Genomic DNA, 20,014 nt, shown 5'->3' with positions numbered 1-20,014 from the left:
ATTGCGGTTAATTGATATGGAAAAAGTATGAAGAACTGGAAAACGCTGCTGCTCGGTATCGCTATGGTCGCGAATACCAGCTTCGCGGCCCCACAGGTTGTCGACAAAGTCGCTGCCGTTGTGAACAACGGTGTGGTACTTGAGAGCGACGTTGATGGTTTAATGCAGTCTGTGAAGCTCAACGCGGGTCAGGCAGGTCAGCAACTTCCGGATGATTCCACACTGCGTCATCAGATCCTTGAACGTCTGATCATGGATCAGATCGTTCTGCAGATGGGTCAGAAGATGGGTGTGAAGATCTCTGATGAGCAGCTCGATCAGGCTATCGCCAATATTGCGAAGCAGAACAACATGTCAGCTGACCAGATGCGCAGCCGTCTGGCCTATGACGGCATCAGCTATTCGACCTACCGTAATCAGATCCGTAAAGAGATGCTGATTTCTGAAGTGCGTAACAACGAAGTGCGTCGTCGCGTGACGATCCTGCCGCAGGAAGTGGAAGCGCTGGCAAAACAGGTGGGTAACCAGAATGATGCCAGCACCGAGCTGAACCTGAGCCACATCCTGATCCCACTGTCAGAAAACCCGTCTTCCGACCAGGTTGCTGAGGCGGAGAGCCAGGCACGTTCCATCGTCGATCAGGCGCGTAACGGCGGTGATTTCGGCAAACTGGCGATCACCTATTCGGCTGACCAGCAGGCGCTGAAAGGCGGCCAGATGGGCTGGGGTCGTATTCAGGAGCTGCCATCTATCTTTGCTCAGGCGCTGAGCACGGCGAAGAAAGGCGATATCGTGGGTCCAATCCGTTCCGGCGTTGGCTTCCACATTCTGAAGGTGAACGATCTGCGCGGCCAGAGCCAGAGCATCTCCGTCACCGAAGTGCATGCCCGCCATATTCTGCTGAAACCTTCCCCGCTGATGAATGACGATCAGGCGCGGGCAAAACTGCAGCAGATTGCCGCCGATATCCGCAGCGGTAAAACTTCCTTCGCCAACGCCGCGAAAGAGTTCTCTCAGGATCCAGGTTCTGCGAATCAGGGCGGCGATCTGGGCTGGGCGGCAGCGGATATTTACGATCCGGCCTTCCGCGATGCCCTGATGCGTATGACCAAAGGTCAGCTGAGCGATCCTGTTCATTCCACCTTCGGCTGGCACCTGATTGAGCTGCTGGACACCCGTAACGTGGATAAAACCGATGCGGCCCAGAAAGACCGCGCGTACCGCATGCTGTTCAACCGTAAGTTCTCTGAAGAAGCGGCAACCTGGATGCAGGAGCAACGCGCCAGCGCTTACGTCAAAGTTCTGAGCAAATAATGAAACACCATCGTGTTGTCATCACTCCCGGCGAACCCGCCGGGATTGGTCCCGATCTGGTCGTCCAGCTTGCCCAGCGCAGCTGGCCGGTCGAACTGGTGATCTGCGCCGATGCCAGCGTGCTTGAGGCGCGGGCGAAACTGCTCAATCTGCCGCTCACGCTGCTGCCGTATCAGGCAGAAAATGCGCCCCTCCCCCAGCAAGCGGGCACGCTGACGCTGCTGCCTGTCCCGCTGCGTACGCCCGTTATCCCTGGTCAACTGAGTACCGAAAACGGCCACTATGTGGTGGAGACTCTGGCGCGCGCCTGTGATGGCTGCCTGAACGGCGAATTTGCCGCGCTGATCACCGGGCCGGTGCATAAAGGGGTGATCAACGATGCCGGCGTGGCCTTTACCGGCCACACCGAGTTTTTTGAAGAGCGTTCCCACAGCGCGAAAGTAGTGATGATGTTGGCAACCGAGGAGCTGCGCGTTGCGCTGGCTACCACCCATCTGCCGATCAAAGCGGTTTCCGACGCTATTACGCCGGATCTGCTGCGCGAGGTGATTGCCATCCTGCATCATGACTTACGCACCAAATTCGGTATTGCCGATCCGCACGTGCTGGTCTGCGGCCTCAACCCGCACGCGGGCGAAGGCGGTCACATGGGTACGGAAGAGATCGATACCATCATTCCGGTGCTGGACGAAATGCGGGCCCAGGGGATGAATCTCAGCGGGCCGCTGCCTGCGGATACCCTGTTCCAGCCTAAATATCTTGATCATGCAGACGCCGTGCTGGCGATGTACCACGATCAGGGCCTTCCCGTGCTAAAATACCAGGGATTTGGCCGCGGCGTGAACATCACCCTCGGTTTACCCTTTATTCGCACTTCTGTTGACCATGGCACTGCACTTGATTTAGCGGGCCAGGGGAAAGCAGATGTCGGCAGTTTTATTACGGCGCTTAACCTCGCCATCAAAATGATTGTTAATACTCAATGAATAATCGCGTCCACCAGGGCCATTTAGCCCGTAAACGTTTCGGGCAAAACTTCCTCAACGATCAGTTCGTGATCGAAAGTATTGTTTCGGCTATCAATCCACAAAAAGGCCAGGCGATGGTCGAGATCGGGCCGGGCCTTGCCGCTCTGACCGAGCCGGTTGGCGAGCGTCTGGACGAGCTGACCGTCATCGAACTGGACCGCGATCTGGCAGCACGCCTGCAGACGCACCCGTTCCTTGGGCCGAAACTGACTATTTATCAGCAAGATGCCATGACCATGAACTTCGGCGAGCTGTCGGAGAAAATGGGGCAACCGCTGCGCGTGTTTGGTAACCTGCCGTATAACATCTCAACGCCGCTGATGTTCCACCTGTTTAGCTATACTGATGCCATTGCCGACATGCACTTCATGTTGCAAAAAGAGGTCGTTAACCGACTGGTTGCAGGGCCAAACAGTAAAGCGTATGGTCGTTTAAGCGTGATGGCACAATATTTCTGCAACGTGATCCCGGTACTTGAAGTGCCGCCATCTGCGTTCACGCCACCACCAAAAGTGGATTCTGCAGTGGTGCGTCTCGTGCCGCATAAAACGAAGCCGTACCCGGTTAAAGAGCTGCGCGTTCTGAGCCGTATCACTACTGAAGCCTTTAACCAGCGCCGTAAAACGATTCGTAATAGCCTTGGCAATCTGTTTACCGTTGAGGTGTTAGCTCAGTTGGGTATCGACCCGGCAATGCGTGCGGAGAACATCTCCGTAGAACAGTACTGCAAGCTGGCTAATTACATCAGCGAAAATGCGCCGCCGAAGGAGAGCTAAGCCATGATTGATTCGCCCCGCGTATGTGTTCATGTACAAAGCATCTATATTGAGTCCCAGTCCACCCCGGATGAAGAGCGCTATGTTTTTGCTTATACGGTAACCATTCGCAACCTGGGGCGGATGCCTGTGCAGCTGCTCGGGCGCTACTGGCTTATCACCAACGGCAACGGTCGTGAAATTGAAGTACAGGGCGAAGGTGTGGTCGGTGAACAGCCGCACATCGATCCCGGCGAAGAGTATCAGTACACCAGCGGCGCGGTAATCGAAACGCCGCTGGGCACCATGCAGGGCCATTATGAAATGGTCGATGCCGACGGCAATGCATTCCGCATTGCCATTCCTGTTTTCCGTCTGGCTGTTCCAACACTCATTCACTAAACATGTCTACATATCTCATTGGCGACGTTCATGGTTGCTACGATGAACTGATCGCGTTGTTAAAGCAGGTGGATTTTACCCCAGGTACGGACACGCTATGGCTCACCGGCGATCTTGTTGCGCGCGGACCTGCCTCGCTGGAAGTGCTGCGTTATGTGAAGTCGCTGGGTGACAGCGTACGGCTCGTCCTTGGCAATCACGATCTGCATCTGCTGGCGGTTTACGCCGGGATCAGCCGTAATAAGCCGAAAGACAGGATCACCCCGCTGCTGGATGCGCCTGACGCCGATGAGCTTATTAACTGGCTGCGTCGCCAGCCGCTGCTGCAGGTTGATGAAGAGAAGCAGCTGGTGATGGCGCATGCGGGCATTACGCCGCAGTGGGATCTGCAAACCGCGAAAGAGTGCGCACGCGACGTTGAAGCCGTGCTCTCCAGCGACTCTTATCCCTTCTTCCTCGATGCCATGTACGGCGACATGCCCAACAACTGGAGCACGGAGCTCAGCGGTGTGGCGCGCCTGCGTTTTATCACCAACGCCTTCACCCGCATGCGCTACTGCTTCCCGAACGGTCAGCTGGATATGTACTGCAAGGATGTGCCGGAAAACGCGCCGACGCCGCTCAAACCCTGGTTTGCGATCCCTGGGCCGGTGACGGATCATTACAGCGTGATCTTCGGTCACTGGGCGTCGCTGGAAGGCAAAGGCACGCCAGAGGGCATCTACGGGCTGGATACCGGCTGCTGCTGGGGTGGGGAACTGACCTGTCTGCGCTGGGAAGATAAAGCGTATTTTGTTCAGCCGTCGAACCGGCATCAGGACTTAGGCGAGAACGAAGCGGTAGCGTCGTAGCGGAGAGCTGCACCTCTCCCGTCGGGAAAGGTGCAGAAAAACATTAGCGGCGTTCAAGGATCTCGAAGCAGTAGCTATGCGAATTTTGCGCATCCGCGTCGTGGAATTCGCTGAATACCGATTCCCATTCGTCAGGATCGTAGTCCGGGAAATGCGTATCTCCTTCCACTTCAGCATCAATGTGTGTCAGATATAATTTCTGCGCTTTCGGCAGGAATTGCTCGTACACACGGCCTCCACCAATCACCATTATCTCTTCGGCATCGCCGCAGGCAGCGATAGCTTCGTCAATGGATTTAACCCACTCAACACGCTCATCCGTGCCGGGCTGGCTGCTTATTACGATGTTTTTACGGCCCGGTAAAGGACGCCCGATTGACTCCCAGGTCAGGCGCCCCATTACTACTGGCTTGTTCAACGTAGTACGTTTAAACCACGCGAGATCGGCAGGCAGATTCCACGGCATGGCGTTTTCCATACCAATCACGCGATCTACCGCAAGCGCCGCAATCAGACTGATCATTGATTATTTCCCGGATGCAAAAAATTGCCGCCACTATACGGAAAGCTTAATCTTTCGTCGACTGGCGGCAGAGTAAAGAACAGGAAATTTTTTATATTTGCTGGCAACCCCTCTTCACGCCAGCGGTTTACTCTCCGGCTCGTCTCCCGGATCGCCCGTATGCTTACCTTCTTCCGTGCCCTGCCAGCCGTGACGCTGGGTCAGCGAGAGGTGATTACGATCTTCGTTGATGATATCCATCAGCATGGCGCTGGTGCGTTTAACCACCGCCGCACGTGACGTGGCATCGTTCTCCGCCATTGCAGCCATCTCCTCGACCATCTCAATATTAAACCGGCGGAACAGATCGGCCCGCTCCCGGGCTTCATACGCCCCGAGCCCGAGACTTTCCAGCGCCAGCCGACCGGATTTCAGCGCCCCTTCGAAGGTTTCACGCTCCGGCGCATCAACACCGATCTGGCGCAGCTTGATGTAATGATCGATATCGCGGGCGCGGGAGATGATTTTCAGATGCGGGAAATGGGTCTTCGCCAGTTCAACCAGCTGCAGGCTGTTCTTCGGATCGTCAATCGCGTTGATCAGCACTTCGGCCTTCTGCGCCCCGGCGGACTCCAGCAGATCCACGCGCGTGGCATCGCCGTAAAAGACCTTCATGTCAAACTTACGCAAGGTCTCAATATGGTCGGGATCGTGATCGAGGATGACCATCTTCACCCCACTGGAGAGCAGCAAACGGCCGGTGATCTGGCCGAAGCGACCAAACCCGGCAATGATCACCCGCGGCTGTTCTTCGTCGATTTCATCCGCCTCACGCTCCTGACCACTGTTGGCCGCTTCCAGGCGGGTCAATACCACCAGCAGCAGCGGCGTTACCGCCATCGAGAGCGCTACCGCCAGCGTCAGCGCTTTCGCCCACTCCGGATCGAGCACGTTTGCCATGTTAGCCGCGCCAAATACCACGAACGCAAACTCACTCCCCTGCCCCAGCAGTACCGCAAACCAGCGGCGCTGTTTCCCGGGCACCTTCAGCGGACGAGCAACCAGCCAGAGCATCGCCATTTTAATCACCAGGAAGCCCACCAGCAGGATCGCAATGCGCAGCGGATGGGTCACTAAGGTGCCGAAGTCGACGGACATGCCGACGCCGATGAAAAACAGCCCCAGCAGAAGCCCTTTAAAGGGCTCGATGTCGCTTTCCAGCGCGTGGCGGTACTCCGAGCTTGCCAGCAGGACGCCGGCCAGGAACGCGCCCATCGCCATAGAGAGTCCGGCCTCTTCCAGCATCAGGCCAAAGCCGAAGACCAGGAACAAGGCCACGGCGCTGAACACTTCCCGCAGGCCGGAACGGGCTACAAAGCGCAGCAGCGGTCGGCTGACGTACCGTCCGAGCAGGACCACCAGGGTCAATGCTCCGGCGACTTTTAATGCCGAGAGAGCAAAGGCGCCAAGGGTGGTAGAGGCTCCGGATACGGCGAGCAGCGGGATCATCGCCACTAAAGGAATGGCCGCGATATCCTGGAAGAGCAGCACCGAGAAGGCGCTGCGCCCCATCTGAGAAACCGTCAGGTTGCGCTCGTTCATGGCCTGCATGGCGATGGCCGTGGAGGAGAGAGCCAGCGTCATGCCGATCAGCTCCGCCACCTTCCAGTCCATGCCCAGCAGGATGCAGAATCCACCCAGCAGCAGACCGCAGGCCAGCATCTGCAATGCCCCACCACCAAACACCGACGCGCGTAGCTTCCACAGACGACGCGGATCCAGCTCCAGGCCAATGACAAACAGCATCAGCACCACGCCGATCTCCGCAAAGTGCAGGATCGACTCGGCGTCGGTGACCAGCCGGAATCCCCACGGGCCAATCACGCAGCCGGCAATCAGATATCCCAGCACCGAGCCGAGCCCAAGGCGTACCGCAACCGGCACAATCAGCGCTGCGGCGCCTAAATAGATCAGCGCCTGAATCAGCGTATGGCTATCCATGGTGCGCCTCCTGCCAGTCGAGTAAACGTTGTTTATAGTGTCGGGCCTGGGCTTGCAGCGTTTCGTCGTCACAGACAAAGGTGCAGTGCATGGCAAACGGAGGAAGCCAGTTCAGACCACAGTAAAGCGCGGTCGCCTGCAGCGGCTGCGCCAGTACCTCAAAGCCGGGGAAGGAGCCGATATCAAAATGGCTTTCACCGCCCCCGGTCGTCACCGCCCACAACAGGCTTTTGCCCCTGAGCGCTTTGCCGTTATGACCATATGCCCAGCCGTGTGAAAACACTTTGTCGATCCACAGTTTCAATAAAGGCGGAGTGCTGTACCAGTGCATCGGGTGCTGCCAGACAATCAAATCGGCCCTGGCGATCGCCTCCTGCTCGGCGGCGATATCAATATTAAAGTCAGGATAGAGCTGGTAGAGCGAGCGGATCTCTACGCCCTCCAGCGTCTTTACCTGATCAAGCATCCGTTTATTCGCATGGGAGTGATGCGGGTAAGGATGGGCATAAATAATGAGGATCATGATTACCCTGGTTGAACTGCTTTGTGGTTGTGACAGTCAGTGTAGACAGGAAAGCGAGGCGTTTGAAGGGGTCTGCGGCCGTGATGACGTTAACCGCAACGATTGGTAAATCCATTTTGTGGCAGCTTTTATCATTTCATTCAATACATAGTCAATCTGAATAATATATATTATTCAGATTGAGCACGCCCAAACAATATAATTTTCGGAAAATTAAATTAAATTAAATCCATAATTTAAAATAAATCGCTATACGCAAATGATCACAGAATCAATAATTTAAGCTTCATTTCATTCTTTTATTCTTAAAAAACACTTATTTACAAAAAAACACACCCTCATTAAAATGCGCGCTCTTAAATCACAAAATGGATGTGGCAATGAACAACAATACCCCGAGATTAAATAAAACGACAAGATCGTTAAAAAGTCTATTCCCCGCTTTAATTGTATTTACGCCGTTAATGGTAACAGCAGAAACAACTATTAGTGGCTCAACAGATGTCCCTCAAACTTTTGCTACTGATACTGCCTATATCATTCCTGAGAGTATCAGCATTAGCTCTTCCACTACTGCACCCGCTGTCACTGTTTCCGAAGATGTAATCCGTAGCGTCACGAACAATGGGTTGGTGACTAGCGCGGGCGACGGAATGTATATCTCTACGCAAACACAAAAAGTTGTGGTGAATAACCAGCAAAATGCGCGAATCGAGTCCACCGGTGCCAACGGAATTACCGTCAATAACATGGCTGGGGACATAAACAATGCCGGAACAATTAGTGGCGCAGAGAAAGGCATTAAGATTCAACAAAACTCAACCGAAATCAATAATACCGCAACAGGCGTTATCGAAGGTAAAACAGCGCTCTCTGCTGATGCTGGTGTCGCAATCAATAATGAGGGCCTTATTAACGGCAGCGTCGGGAACGGTGCAGAATTTAATACTACAGGTAGTAGTAATATTGAAAATAGCGGAACCATTCACGGTTCCACAAACGGCGTTATCGCGACCGGCGATCACAGGCTTCTGCTCGGCAATACCGGGGTGATTGAGGGTTCAGACAGCGCAATTACCTTTGCAAGTAATCAATCTAACGTGTTGATACTGAGAAGCGGATCGGTGCTTAACGGCGACGTTATCTCAACCAATTCGAGGACTAACACCTTAACATTACGTGGACAAGGTGCCGAAGACAGCAACTTCCGCGGCCTGAATGAGGGAGACGGTTTCGCTTCGCTGACCATGAATGGTACTGATTGGGCACTGTCCGGCAATGTCGATATTATCGGCGCAAACGACTCAATTAAGGTCGATGCGGGTAAACTGACCCTGACTGGCAACGTAAAAAATGACGCCGGTAATACCCTGATTTCTAACGTCGGCACGCTGCAGCTGGGTGACGGCACCCATACCGGCGCACTGACCGGTACGGTTACCAACAACGGTACCTTTATCTTTAACCAGGGTTCCGATTCCACCTTCGCGTCTGATATGACCGGCAGCGGCAATGTGGAAAAAATCGATGCGAATCTGTTAACCCTGACCGGCAACGATAGCTACACCGGCAACACCCTTCTGCGCAGCGGCACAACCCTGGTAGCCGAAGGCGCAACCTTTGCCAGCGCAGGCAGCGTAAACAACAACGTTGATATCCTCAGCGGCGGCGTGCTGGCATCCTGGAATGCCGTGCAGGGGAACAGCGCGTCCAGCTCTTCTACCCTTAACACCATCAACGGCAACGTCACTAACAGTGGCACGCTGCAGATCGCCGGGCTGAATGACAGCGTAGGCAACAATTTCACCATCAACGGGGACTATACCGGCGTAAGCGGTAGCCTGATCGCCATGAACAGCGTGCTGGGTGATGACAGTTCAGCTACTGACCATCTCACCATTACCGGCAATAGCGCCGGTGAGTCTGGCATCCGCATCTCCAATATCGGCGGGATGGGCGCGCAGACCGTCAACGGGATGCAGGTCGTCAGCGTGGGCGGTAACTCCGATGCGGCGTTTTCTCTCTCCAGACCAGTCGTGGTCGGGGCGTGGGAATATAGCCTGAACCAGCACACTGATGGTAACTGGTATCTGGAATCTTTAGATACTACGCCTGCGCCTACACCGGATCCAACACCAGATCCAGCACCAGATCCAGCACCAGATCCAACACCAGACCCAGCACCGGCTCCAACGCCAGACCCAACACCAGATCCAACACCGGATCCAACGCCTTCACCGGCACCGGCACCAGCCAACCTCGCACCTGAGGTGGGCGCCTATTTAGGTAACTATCTCGCCGCCCAGGATATGTTCCTGCACAAACGCGACGATCGCGATCAGCTGACGCTGCGCAATGAAGACGATCTCAACACCTGGATGTACGTCAAAGGTCGCTATCATGAAAATGACGTAGCGGGTGGCAAAGTTAACTATGACACTACTCAGTACGTGATGCAGGTCGGCAGTGATTTCATCAGTAAGAAGATGGACACCGGGGTTCTGCATAGCGGGATGATGTTCGGTGCCGGTCAGGCCAAAACCGACTCTACCTCAGCGACCAGCAAACGTTCTGCGCAGGGTAAAGTGGATGGCGTTAACGTCGGCGTATACGCCACCTGGCAGGAAGATCAGCAGCTGCGTAAAGGCAGCTATATCGACAGCTGGGCCTCTTTCGGCTGGTATCACAACAAGCTGAGAAGCGACGGTCGTGACAACGAGTCCTACAACAGCCACGGCTTTGCCGCCTCGCTGGAAGCAGGTCATGCCTGGATTGTGGACTCAGAAAGCGAAAGAACCTGGAAAATCGAACCGCAGATCCAAGCCGTCTACAGCTATCTTGATCAGGAAAATCACACTGACGCCGACGGCGTGCGTATCTCCACTCTCGATAACGACAGCGTGCTGGGACGTGTGGGTGTGAAAACCAGCTACTTCAATCAGAAAGATGTGCAGGCCTGGCAGCCTTATGTAGCGGTTAACTGGCTGAAGGGTGCCGGGCAGAACGATATCGCCTTTAACGGCGAAGCGTTCAGCAACGATACTCCGGACGATCGCGGTCAGCTGGAGCTGGGCGTCACCGGCAAGTTGAACGAGACCACCTTGATCTCGCTGCGCGCCAGCGGCGAATGGGGTGAAAACAGCTACGATGCCTACGGCGGTCATATTCTGCTGAACCACCGTTGGTAATCGCGTTACTTCAATCAAACGTGCAGTGGCTCAGGCCACTGCATTTTTTTATCAGTTATCCAGCTCACCCATGGATTTAACCTGATCGCGGTTAATCTGTTCCGTCTGACCGGTTTCGGCATTATCAATAGACATCATTCCAGTATCATCATCCACCTTTGGTTTACCGTCGGTGACAATGGTTTTGCCGTCGGTAGTTTTCACCGCCTGATTAGATGAACAACCGGCAACGGTGAACAGTGCTGCGGCAGTAAAAATAGAGGTCAGCAAAAGATTATTTCGCATGGTGTTCTCCCTGCTTTTCAGTTGGATTTAATTATCGACCTGATAATTTTAGGCTAACTGACTGATGGGAGATGGAAAAGCAGAAGGTTCTGAAGAGGGAGCTAGCCATCGTAGGGCGGGTAAGCGAAGCGCCACCCGCCGTTTGCCCGGCGGCGCTTTCGCTTGCCGGGCCTACGATAACCTGGGTTTTACTTGTTAATCTGCGCGTGCATCTCCTGCACGGAAATCACCTTCTCGGTCGCATCCGCGTTCAGCGCCATGGCTGTCGCGAAACCGCCGTTCAGGGTGGTGTCGTAGTGCACTTTGTACTGCAGCGCGCTGCGGCGAATCAGCTTGGAGTCTTCAATCGCCTGACGCCCTTCGGTGGTATTGATGATGTAGGTGTATTCGCCATTCTTGATACGGTCCTGAATGTGCGGACGACCTTCATGCACCTTGTTCACCAGACGCGGATTGATACCGGCTTCACCCAGTACAATCGCGGTACCGTGGGTCGCATCCAGTTCAAAGCCCTGCTTCAGCAGTTTCGCGGCCAGGTCCACCACGCGCTCTTTATCCCCTTCACGCACGGACAGCAGCGCACGGCCCTGTTTCTTCATGGTGGAGTTGCTGCCGAGCTGCGCTTTAGCGAATGCTTCTGCGAAGGTGCGGCCCACGCCCATCACTTCCCCGGTAGAGCGCATTTCTGGCCCTAACAGCGGGTCAACGCCCGGGAATTTGTTGAACGGCAGCACCACCTCTTTCACCGAGTAGTACGGTGGGATGATCTCTTTGGTCACGCCCTGCTGAGCCAGGGTCTGGCCCGCCATCACGCGCGCCGCCACTTTCGCCAGCGGTACGCCGGTGGCTTTGGAGACGAACGGTACGGTACGCGCTGCACGTGGGTTAACTTCAATCAGGTAGACTTCGTTGTCTTTCACCGCAAACTGCACGTTCATCAGACCGCGCACCTGCAGCTCAAAGGCCAGCTTCTGCACCTGCTCGCGCATCACGTCCTGAATCTCTTTGCTCAGCGTATAGGCTGGCAGAGAACAGGCGGAGTCGCCGGAGTGCACGCCTGCCTGCTCAATGTGCTCCATGATGCCGCCAATCAGCACCATTTCGCCGTCGCAGATGGCATCCACGTCCACTTCCACCGCATCATCAAGGAAGCGGTCCAGCAGCACTGGCGCATCGTTAGAGACGCTGACCGCAGTCTGGAAGTAACGGCGCAGGTCGGCTTCGTCGTAGACGATTTCCATCGCCCGGCCGCCCAGCACGTAGGATGGACGCACCACCAGCGGATAGGTGATCTCTTTGGCCTTCTCAACCGCCTGCTCAATCGCCGTCACGGTGGCGTTAGCGGGCTGCTTCAGCTTCAGACGGTCCACGGCATGCTGGAAACGCTCGCGGTCTTCCGCGCGGTCAATCGCATCCGGGCTGGTACCGATTACCGGTACGCCTGCGGCTTCCAGCGCGCGCGCCAGTTTCAGAGGGGTCTGGCCGCCGTACTGGACGATAACGCCTTTTGGCTTCTCGATGCGTACGATTTCCAGCACGTCTTCCAGGGTTACCGGCTCGAAGTAGAGGCGGTCGGAAGTGTCGTAGTCGGTAGAGACGGTTTCCGGGTTACAGTTGACCATAATGGTCTCGTAACCGTCTTCGCGCAGCGCCAGTGAGGCGTGTACGCAGCAGTAGTCGAACTCGATGCCCTGGCCGATACGGTTTGGACCGCCGCCCAGTACCATAATCTTGTCGCGGTCAACGGACGGGTTCGCTTCGCACTCGTCTTCATAGGTGGAGTACATATATGCGGTGTCGGTGGCGAATTCTGCCGCACAGGTATCCACGCGCTTGTAGACCGGATGCAGGTTGTACTGGTCACGCAGCTTGCGGATTTCCGCTTCGCGCACGCCCGCCAGTTTTGCCAGACGCGCATCGGCAAAGCCTTTACGCTTCAGCATGCGCAGGAAGTCAGCGTCGAGGCCGTTGATGCCCAGCTCGGTAACTTTCTCTTCCAGACGCACCAGCTCTTCAATCTGCACCAGGAACCAGCGGTCAATATTGGTCAGGTTGAAGACGCCATCGACGGACAGGCCGGCGCGGAAGGCGTCAGCGATGTACCAGATACGCTCGGCACCGGCATCTTTCAGCTCACGACGGATTTTGGTCAGCGCTTCCGGGTCATCCAGGCTCACTTTCGGGTCGAAACCGGTGGCGCCCACTTCCAGGCCGCGCAGGGCTTTCTGCAGGGACTCCTGCTGGGTGCGGCCAATCGCCATCACTTCACCGACGGACTTCATCTGTGTGGTCAGACGGTCGTTAGCACCGGCAAATTTCTCGAAGTTGAAGCGAGGAATTTTGGTGACAACGTAGTCGATAGAGGGTTCGAAGGAGGCCGGGGTACGGCCGCCGGTGATGTCGTTCATCAGCTCGTCGAGGGTGTAACCTACCGCCAGCTTCGCCGCCACTTTGGCAATCGGGAAGCCGGTGGCTTTCGATGCCAGCGCAGAGGAGCGGGATACGCGCGGGTTCATCTCGATAACAATCAGACGACCGTTCTTCGGGTTAACCGAGAACTGCACGTTAGAGCCGCCGGTTTCGACGCCAATCTCACGCAGTACCGCCATCGAGGCGTTACGCATGATTTGGTACTCTTTGTCGGTCAGCGTCTGGGCAGGCGCCACGGTGATGGAGTCACCGGTGTGGATACCCATGGCGTCGAAGTTTTCGATGGAGCAGACGATGATGCAGTTGTCGTTTTTATCACGCACCACTTCCATCTCGTACTCTTTCCAGCCAATCAGCGACTCATCAATCAGCAGCTCTTTGGTTGGGGAAAGATCCAGACCGCGCTCGCAGATCTCTTCGAACTCTTCGCGGTTATAGGCGATACCGCCGCCGGTGCCGCCCATGGTGAAGGACGGACGGATGATGCACGGATAACCCACGTCAGCGGCAACCGCCAGCGCTTCTTCCATATTGTGTGCGATACCAGAGCGCGCGGTGTCGAGGCCGATTTTTTTCATCGCCACGTCGAAACGGCGGCGGTCTTCGGCTTTATCAATCGCGTCGGCAGTGGCACCAATCATGGTTACGCCGAACTCGGCCAGCACGCCCTGACGCTCCAGCTCCAGCGCGCAGTTCAGCGCCGTCTGGCCACCCATGGTTGGCAGCACCGCATCCGGGCGCTCTTTTTCGATGATTTTACGTACCACTTCCCAGTGAATCGGCTCGATGTAGGTCGCATCGGCCATTTCCGGGTCGGTCATGATGGTCGCCGGGTTGGAGTTCACCAGAATAACGCGGTAACCCTCTTCGCGCAGGGCTTTACACGCCTGGGCGCCGGAGTAGTCGAATTCGCAGGCCTGGCCGATAACAATCGGGCCAGCGCCAAGGATCAGGATGCTTTTTATGTCTGTACGTTTTGGCATGGTCTTCTCGGCTCCTGATTATTTAGCGGTCTTACGGTATTGCTCAATGAGTTCGATAAAGTGATCGAACAGCGGCGCGGCATCGTGCGGGCCAGGGCTGGCTTCCGGGTGTCCCTGGAAGCTGAACGCCGGTTTGTCGGTGCGATGAATCCCCTGCAGGGTGCCATCGAACAGCGACTTATGTGTTACGCGCAGCGTGGCAGGCATGGAGGCTTCGTCCACCGCAAAACCGTGGTTCTGTGCGGTAATCATGACCGTGTTGTTGTCGATATCTTTCACCGGGTGGTTACCACCGTGGTGACCGAACTTCATCTTCACGGTTTTCGCACCGCTCGCCAGCGCCAGCAGCTGATGGCCGAGGCAGATACCGAATACCGGAATATCGGTTTCGAGGAAGCTCTTAATCGCGTCGATGGCGTAGTCGCACGGGGCCGGGTCACCCGGGCCGTTGGAGAGGAAGATCCCGTCCGGATTCATCTTCAGCACGTCGTCTGCCGGGGTCTTCGCTGGTACAACGGTCAGACGGCAGCCACGATCCACCAGCATGCGCAGGATGTTGCGCTTGGCGCCGTAGTCGTAAGCCACCACGTGGAACGGCAGCTCCTCTTCTTTTTTCGCTTCCGGCAGTTCACCTGCCAGCGTCCAGCTACCCTGAGTCCAGCTGTAGGCTTCAGCGGTGGTCACTTCTTTTGCCAGATCCATGCCGTTCAGCCCCGGGAAGGCTTTGGCTTTTTCCTGCGCCAGAGCCGCATCCAGGTTGTCGCCGGCGATGATGCAGCCGTTCTGGGCACCTTTTTCACGCAGCAGACGCGTCAACTTACGGGTATCGATATCGGCAATCGCCACGATGTTATGGCGTTTCAGGTAGGAAGAGAGGTCTTCGGTATTGCGGTAGTTGCTGGCAATCAGCGGCAGGTCGCGAATAATCAGACCTTGTGCATGTACCTGGGAGGACTCTTCATCAGCAGCGTTGGTGCCGACATTACCGATATGAGGATAAGTTAGAGTGACGATTTGGCGGGAATAGGAAGGATCAGTGAGGATTTCTTGATAACCGGTCATTGAAGTATTGAAAACGACTTCCCCAACCGCCGAACCTGTTGCCCCAATGGCCCGACCGATAAACTGGGTTCCGTCTTCCAGAACCAATAGCGCTGACTTAATCAAAACACCCTCCAGAGAATATTCACTCACTTTATTTGCATATTAATTCATAACCGTAGTACGAAGCAATGCAAATCTGCTGCCAGTGGATTTTCGGCAAACGGCGGCATTCTGGAGATTTGGCAGGGGAAAGTCAACTTAAAAAGCAGCTTTTGTTTGTAGTTTTTGTGGCACTGATGAGCGGGATGGTTGTTAACGGGCAAAAAGATCAACTAAATCACGTAAGAAAACGCTTGCGGCTCGTTTTTATTGTTAAGAGGGCATCCATAACCGTAAAAAGTGGACCATTTGGTCAAAATTCACAATTTTGAAACAGAAATAATGGAGATAACTTATATTTATAAGCACTTCAAATTAAAACAGACTTAAAACAGGCTAAAATTAAAGGGCAATAAATTATTGCCCTCTGCAATCAACTAATTATGACTGCAATAACCACATCACGAAGGGTAAACTTGATTATAAATTGTTAAGATCGAGCACGTCACGCATGTCAAAGAGACCATCTTTTTTGCCTTTCAACCAAATTGCAGAACGAACAGCCCCATTTGCAAAAGTCATACGACTGGACGCTTTATGGGTGATTTCAACGCGCTCGCCGATATCGGCAAACATCGCAGTATGTTCGCCTACGATGTCACCCGCACGCACGGTGGCAAAACCAATGGTGCCAGGGACACGTTCGCCGGTATGACCTTCCCGGGTGTAGACCGCACACGCTTTCAGATCTTTATCCATCGCCTGTGCAATCGCCTCACCCATCGCCAGCGCGGTGCCTGAAGGGGCATCGACTTTATAACGATGGTGCGCTTCGATAATTTCGATATCGGTGTAATCCCCCATCACCTTCGCCGCCTTCTCCAGCAGTTTGAGCATGACGTTCACGCCCACGCTGAAGTTCGCTGCAAAAACGATTGCGATATCTTTGGCTGCATCCTGAATAGCCTGCTTGCCCGCATCATCGAAACCGGTGGTGCCAATAACCATTCCTTTGCCGTGCTGACGGCAAAACGCCAGGTGAGTGAGCGTACCTTCAGGGCGGGTGAAGTCGATGAAGACATCAAAGTCGTCTTTAACCGCCTCAAGGCTGCTTTGTATGGTGACGCCTGACTTGCCTGCGCCCGCCAGTTCCCCGGCATCGGCACCCAGCAGCGATGAGCCTTCGCGCTCCAGAGCCGCGCCAAGCGTGACGCCATCCATCTGCAATGTCGCCTGAATTAACTGACGGCCCATGCGGCCACCCGCGCCCGCAATGGCGACGCGGACCTGTGCATCATGCATAGTTATTCTCTTACGTTAAAATGATGTAAACCGTTTTCAGATTAACCAGCCCTGACGAAGGCTGCCACTGAAAACGGCGATAATTAGAATTTAATGATAAACAGGAAGAGATATCAGTGAAAGACATGATCGTCAGTGAACATCCCTGTTAATCGAGGGCATAGGTGACGACCAGCTGGCCCTTTTTCATCTTCAGCCCGAGGATCTGCACCATCCCAATATCCGCCAGCTGTACAACGTGCGTTCCTCCGCACAGGTAGGCCGGGAGATCGCCAAAGCGAACCTTGCGTCTGCCGGATTCAATTTCGGTATGGCGAAGCAGGTTGTCGGCTTTCCAGCCGTCAATTATGGCCATCAGAGCGCTGGCATCAGGCAGAAGGCCCTGAGGCTCGCCGGGCATAAAGGTAATCCGCCCTTCACCGGGCCAGTGATGGGCTTTTACCGGCTTCCAGCCAAACTGCTCGCCGGCATAGCCAATCAAATGGCCTGCGCTGTGCCAGCGGGCGTGACGTTCTCTCACATCTTCATCCACCTGTATCTCCACCTCGCCTGGCGCAAGCGCGCCGGACAGAATATGGACGACCTGCTCTTCGCGCAGGGAGACCGCTTCTACCACCATCCCGGCGATCGTTCCTCGATCCGCGGGCTGTCCGCCTCCCTGCGGATGGAAAAGGGTTTGATTGAGTTCAATGGCGTAACGGCCGTCAGGCTCTTCAGTGCAGCGGATCACCTGCGCCCGGCCTGCTGTCGCGTCACTGGTGTAATAAAGTCGTTCTGTCATGGTTGTTCTCCTCTGTACCCTGACAGTATATTCATCACTTAAATGTCGATAATCTGCCACTCACGCATTGCACTCTTGCCTGGTATGCACAAATGAAACCTACCCTGCTTCCCGATCTCGCCACTTTTGTCACCATCGTAGAACATGGAAATTTTTCAACCGCAGCCCGGCTCACCGGCGCAACGCCCTCCGCGATTAGCCGCTGTGTTTCACGGCTTGAAAAGGAAATGGGATGTAAATTACTGCACCGCACCACGCGCAAACTGGCCCTTACCGTGACCGGAAAATCGGTTTATGAACATGCGCTGGATATGCTGGACGCAGCGCAGCAGGCGATGGATTCAGGCAGCAGCCTGCAGACCGTTGCGCAGGGAAAGCTGACAATGAGCGTGCCAAAAGCCGTGGGACGTTTTGTGATCCATCCTTTAATCCCTGCATTCCTTGAGCGCTATCCGCAAATTGATGTCTGTCTGCGTCTGGAAGATCGCTATATGGATTTGATCGACGACGGTGTCGATCTGGCGTTACGGATCACCAATACCCCCTCTCCAGGCCTGTACGGTAAACCGCTGATGCCGATCACCCATGTGATCTGCGCCACGCCAGAGTATCTTCGCCGTATGGGTACGCCACAGCATCCGCACGATCTTCGGCACCATAGCTGTATTTCGCTCGGTGAAATCCCGGCCGATTCACGCTGGAAGTTTGCGTTAAACGGGAAAACGGAAACGGTACAGACGCACGGACGTTATGCCGCTAACCACACGGGCGTGAGGCTGGATGCGGTAAAGCGCAGTCTGGGTATCGGGAGTTTACCGCTGTTCACGGCGCGTGAGGCGCTGGAAAGCGGAGAGATTGTGCAGGTACTGCCGGATTGGGAGTTTATCAGTAGCTATACGGGCGATCTCTGGCTGCTGTGGACACGTAACAAAAATATGCCAGCCAGAATGCGGGCGATGATCGACTACCTGAATGAAAAAATGCCAGTCATTCAGTGACTGGCATTTTTTTAATCTTACTCAACTTCGCGGGCATCGATACGCAGCTCTTTCGGCACTTCGAAGACGATATTCTCTTCGCGCCCCGCCAGTGGGATGGCTTCTCCTCCGCCCAGCTCCTGCAGGCGTGCAATCACGTTCTGCACCAGAATATCAGGGGCAGACGCGCCCGCAGTCACACCAACACAGGCCGCATTCTTGACCCAGGCTTCCTGAATATCAGTCGCATCGTCAATCAGGAATGCCGCTTTCCCCATCCGCTGCGCCAGTTCGGCCAGACGGTTAGAGTTCGAGGAGTTTTTCGAGCCGACGACCAGCACCACATCTGCCTGCTCCGCCAGAGCGCGCACCGCTTCCTGACGGTTGGTGGTGGCGTAGCAGATATCGTCCTTACGCGGGCCGACGATTTTCGGGAAGCGCTTACGCAGCGCATCGATCACGTCGGACGTATCATCCACCGAAAGCGTGGTCTGGGTCATAAACGACAGCTTCGCTTCGTTTTTGACGTTCAGCGTCAGCACATCGTCCGGAGACTCCACCAGGTACATCCCCCCCTTGCGGGTTGCTGTACTGGCCCATTGTGCCTTCCACTTCCGGGTGGCCTGCGTGACCAATAAGGATCGACTCTTCGCCGCGACGGCTGGCACGTGCGACTTCCATATGCACTTTGGTGACCAGCGGACAGGTGGCGTCAAAGACGGTCAGATCGCGATTTTTCGCTTCGTTACGCACTGCCTGAGAGACGCCGTGCGCGGAGAAGATCAGGATCGCGCCATCAGGCACTTCGTCGATCTGCTCAATAAAGATCGCCCCGCGGGTACGCAGGCTATCCACCACATAGCGGTTATGCACCACTTCGTGACGGACATAAATCGGCGCGCCGTAAAGCTCCAGCGCGTTTTCAACAATGCTGATAGCGCGGTCTACTCCGGCACAGAAACCGCGCGGGTTAGCCAACAGGATCTGCATTCACATCCTCCAGTACCGGGTCAATTTCCAGCACTTCAACATCAAAATGGACGGTACACCCGGCAAGCGGATGGTTAAAATCGACGGTGATGGAATCGCCGTTGATTTCACGGATCACGCCAGGCATTTCGCTGCCATCCATAGCGGTAAAGAGCATAATCGCCCCGATTTCCGGTTCACCCGCATCCATAAATTCACGACGCGAGAAGTACTGGATCAGGTCCGGGCTCGGCACACCAAACGCAGCATCCGGCTCCAGAGAAAAGGCTTTTTTCTCCCCCCTCTTTCAGCCCCAGCAGCTGCTGCTCAAGACCTTCGGACAGGGAGGTATCGCCAAGACGGAACAGCGCCGGTTTGCCGTTATTGCGGGTGGACTCCGCGGTGGAGCCATCATCAAGTTTCAGCGTGAAATGAACCAGCATCGCGCTGTTGGACTGTACGGATTTGGTCATGCAGAGTGCTCTTTAATATTGTCTCGCCTGTTTGCCGGGTGGCGCTTCGCTTACCCGGCCTACAGGATCGGCATATTCGGTAGGCCGGGTAAGCGTAGCGCCACCCG

Annotated in this window: 15 protein-coding genes and 2 pseudogenes; 7 read left to right on the top strand and 10 right to left on the bottom strand. The window is 55.2% G+C overall.

Translation table 11 applies throughout. The features are described from left to right. Window positions 1-27 precede the first annotated feature (27 nt). The 5 genes from surA to apaH are packed head-to-tail and all read left to right on the top strand — an operon-like array spanning window position 28 to window position 4,350. Window positions 28-1,314 carry a peptidylprolyl isomerase SurA gene (gene surA / locus AAHB66_RS03540; protein WP_347115231.1) on the top strand — a complete coding sequence of 429 codons (1,287 nt, stop codon included), beginning with the start codon at window positions 28-30 and terminating at the stop codon, window positions 1,312-1,314. Beyond that, a complete protein-coding gene (pdxA, locus tag AAHB66_RS03535) occupies window positions 1,311-2,300 on the top strand; it encodes a 4-hydroxythreonine-4-phosphate dehydrogenase PdxA (protein WP_347116415.1) in 990 nt (329 codons plus the stop codon). The genes surA and pdxA overlap by 4 nt, the downstream gene beginning before the upstream one ends. After that, window positions 2,297-3,118: a 16S rRNA (adenine(1518)-N(6)/adenine(1519)-N(6))-dimethyltransferase RsmA gene (gene rsmA, locus AAHB66_RS03530; protein WP_347115230.1), complete on the top strand. Its 822-nt coding sequence runs from the start codon at window positions 2,297-2,299 to the stop codon at window positions 3,116-3,118. The genes pdxA and rsmA overlap by 4 nt, the downstream gene beginning before the upstream one ends. Before the next feature lie 3 nt (window positions 3,119-3,121). Further along, window positions 3,122-3,499 carry a Co2+/Mg2+ efflux protein ApaG gene (apaG, locus tag AAHB66_RS03525; RefSeq protein WP_333851502.1) on the top strand — a complete coding sequence of 126 codons (378 nt, stop codon included), beginning with the start codon at window positions 3,122-3,124 and terminating at the stop codon, window positions 3,497-3,499. Between the two features lie 2 nt (window positions 3,500-3,501). Further along, entirely contained in the window at window positions 3,502-4,350 is an 849-nt protein-coding gene (gene apaH / locus AAHB66_RS03520) for a bis(5'-nucleosyl)-tetraphosphatase (symmetrical) ApaH (protein ID WP_347115229.1), read from the top strand. A gap of 43 nt (window positions 4,351-4,393) precedes the next feature. Here apaH and folA read toward each other — a convergent pair whose 3' ends face one another. From folA to kefF, 3 genes are all read right to left on the bottom strand, one after another. Continuing rightward, the gene (folA, locus tag AAHB66_RS03515; RefSeq protein ID WP_039030411.1) at window positions 4,394-4,873 is read right to left on the bottom strand and encodes a type 3 dihydrofolate reductase; all 480 of its coding nucleotides are present in this window, start codon (window positions 4,871-4,873) and stop codon (window positions 4,394-4,396) included. Window positions 4,874-4,987: 114 nt separating this feature from the next. Further along, window positions 4,988-6,853, bottom strand: a complete 1,866-nt coding sequence (gene kefC, locus AAHB66_RS03510; RefSeq protein WP_347115228.1) for a glutathione-regulated potassium-efflux system protein KefC — start codon at window positions 6,851-6,853, stop codon at window positions 4,988-4,990. Next, complete coding sequence (gene kefF / locus AAHB66_RS03505) at window positions 6,846-7,376, bottom strand: glutathione-regulated potassium-efflux system oxidoreductase KefF (RefSeq protein WP_347115227.1); 531 nt, start codon at window positions 7,374-7,376, stop codon at window positions 6,846-6,848. Before kefF ends, kefC begins: the two co-directional genes overlap by 8 nt. A gap of 749 nt (window positions 7,377-8,125) precedes the next feature. Between kefF and AAHB66_RS03500 the strand changes: the two genes are divergently transcribed. After that, window positions 8,126-10,564 (top strand): autotransporter outer membrane beta-barrel domain-containing protein, encoded by a 2,439-nt coding sequence (locus AAHB66_RS03500; protein WP_347116414.1) that lies wholly within the window; start codon window positions 8,126-8,128, stop codon window positions 10,562-10,564. A gap of 51 nt (window positions 10,565-10,615) precedes the next feature. Here AAHB66_RS03500 and AAHB66_RS03495 read toward each other — a convergent pair whose 3' ends face one another. The 5 genes from AAHB66_RS03495 to AAHB66_RS03475 all read right to left on the bottom strand — a co-directional run bounded on the left by AAHB66_RS03495 (window position 10,616) and on the right by AAHB66_RS03475 (window position 17,488). After that, window positions 10,616-10,849 carry a YgdI/YgdR family lipoprotein gene (locus tag AAHB66_RS03495; protein WP_347115226.1) on the bottom strand — a complete coding sequence of 78 codons (234 nt, stop codon included), beginning with the start codon at window positions 10,847-10,849 and terminating at the stop codon, window positions 10,616-10,618. A 188-nt stretch (window positions 10,850-11,037) separates the two neighbouring features. Then, window positions 11,038-14,262 carry a carbamoyl-phosphate synthase large subunit gene (gene carB / locus AAHB66_RS03490; RefSeq protein WP_347115225.1) on the bottom strand — a complete coding sequence of 1,075 codons (3,225 nt, stop codon included), beginning with the start codon at window positions 14,260-14,262 and terminating at the stop codon, window positions 11,038-11,040. Between the two features lie 18 nt (window positions 14,263-14,280). Beyond that, window positions 14,281-15,429, bottom strand: coding sequence for a glutamine-hydrolyzing carbamoyl-phosphate synthase small subunit (gene carA, locus AAHB66_RS03485; protein ID WP_347115224.1), 1,149 nt, complete (start codon window positions 15,427-15,429; stop codon window positions 14,281-14,283). Window positions 15,430-15,885: 456 nt separating this feature from the next. Then, a complete protein-coding gene (dapB, locus tag AAHB66_RS03480; protein WP_347115223.1) occupies window positions 15,886-16,707 on the bottom strand; it encodes a 4-hydroxy-tetrahydrodipicolinate reductase in 822 nt (273 codons plus the stop codon). Window positions 16,708-16,855: 148 nt separating this feature from the next. Beyond that, window positions 16,856-17,488: an alanyl-tRNA editing protein gene (locus AAHB66_RS03475; protein WP_347115222.1), complete on the bottom strand. Its 633-nt coding sequence runs from the start codon at window positions 17,486-17,488 to the stop codon at window positions 16,856-16,858. Window positions 17,489-17,580: 92 nt separating this feature from the next. Between AAHB66_RS03475 and AAHB66_RS03470 the strand changes: the two genes are divergently transcribed. After that, a complete protein-coding gene (locus AAHB66_RS03470) occupies window positions 17,581-18,486 on the top strand; it encodes a LysR family transcriptional regulator (RefSeq protein ID WP_347115221.1) in 906 nt (301 codons plus the stop codon). Window positions 18,487-18,503: 17 nt separating this feature from the next. Here AAHB66_RS03470 and ispH read toward each other — a convergent pair. Both ispH and fkpB read right to left on the bottom strand, forming a co-directional pair. After that, window positions 18,504-19,455 (bottom strand): annotated as a pseudogene (gene ispH / locus AAHB66_RS03465) (4-hydroxy-3-methylbut-2-enyl diphosphate reductase). Then, window positions 19,436-19,907, bottom strand: a pseudogene (gene fkpB / locus AAHB66_RS03460) (FKBP-type peptidyl-prolyl cis-trans isomerase). Before fkpB ends, ispH begins: the two co-directional pseudogenes overlap by 20 nt. Window positions 19,908-20,014 lie beyond the last annotated feature (107 nt).

It is taken from the genome of Leclercia sp. S52 (assembly GCF_039727615.1).
GTDB lineage: Bacteria > Pseudomonadota > Gammaproteobacteria > Enterobacterales > Enterobacteriaceae > Enterobacter > Enterobacter adecarboxylatus_B.
The sequence above is the reverse complement of the archived record's forward strand: the minus strand, read 5'-3'. Positions and strand labels throughout refer to the sequence as shown.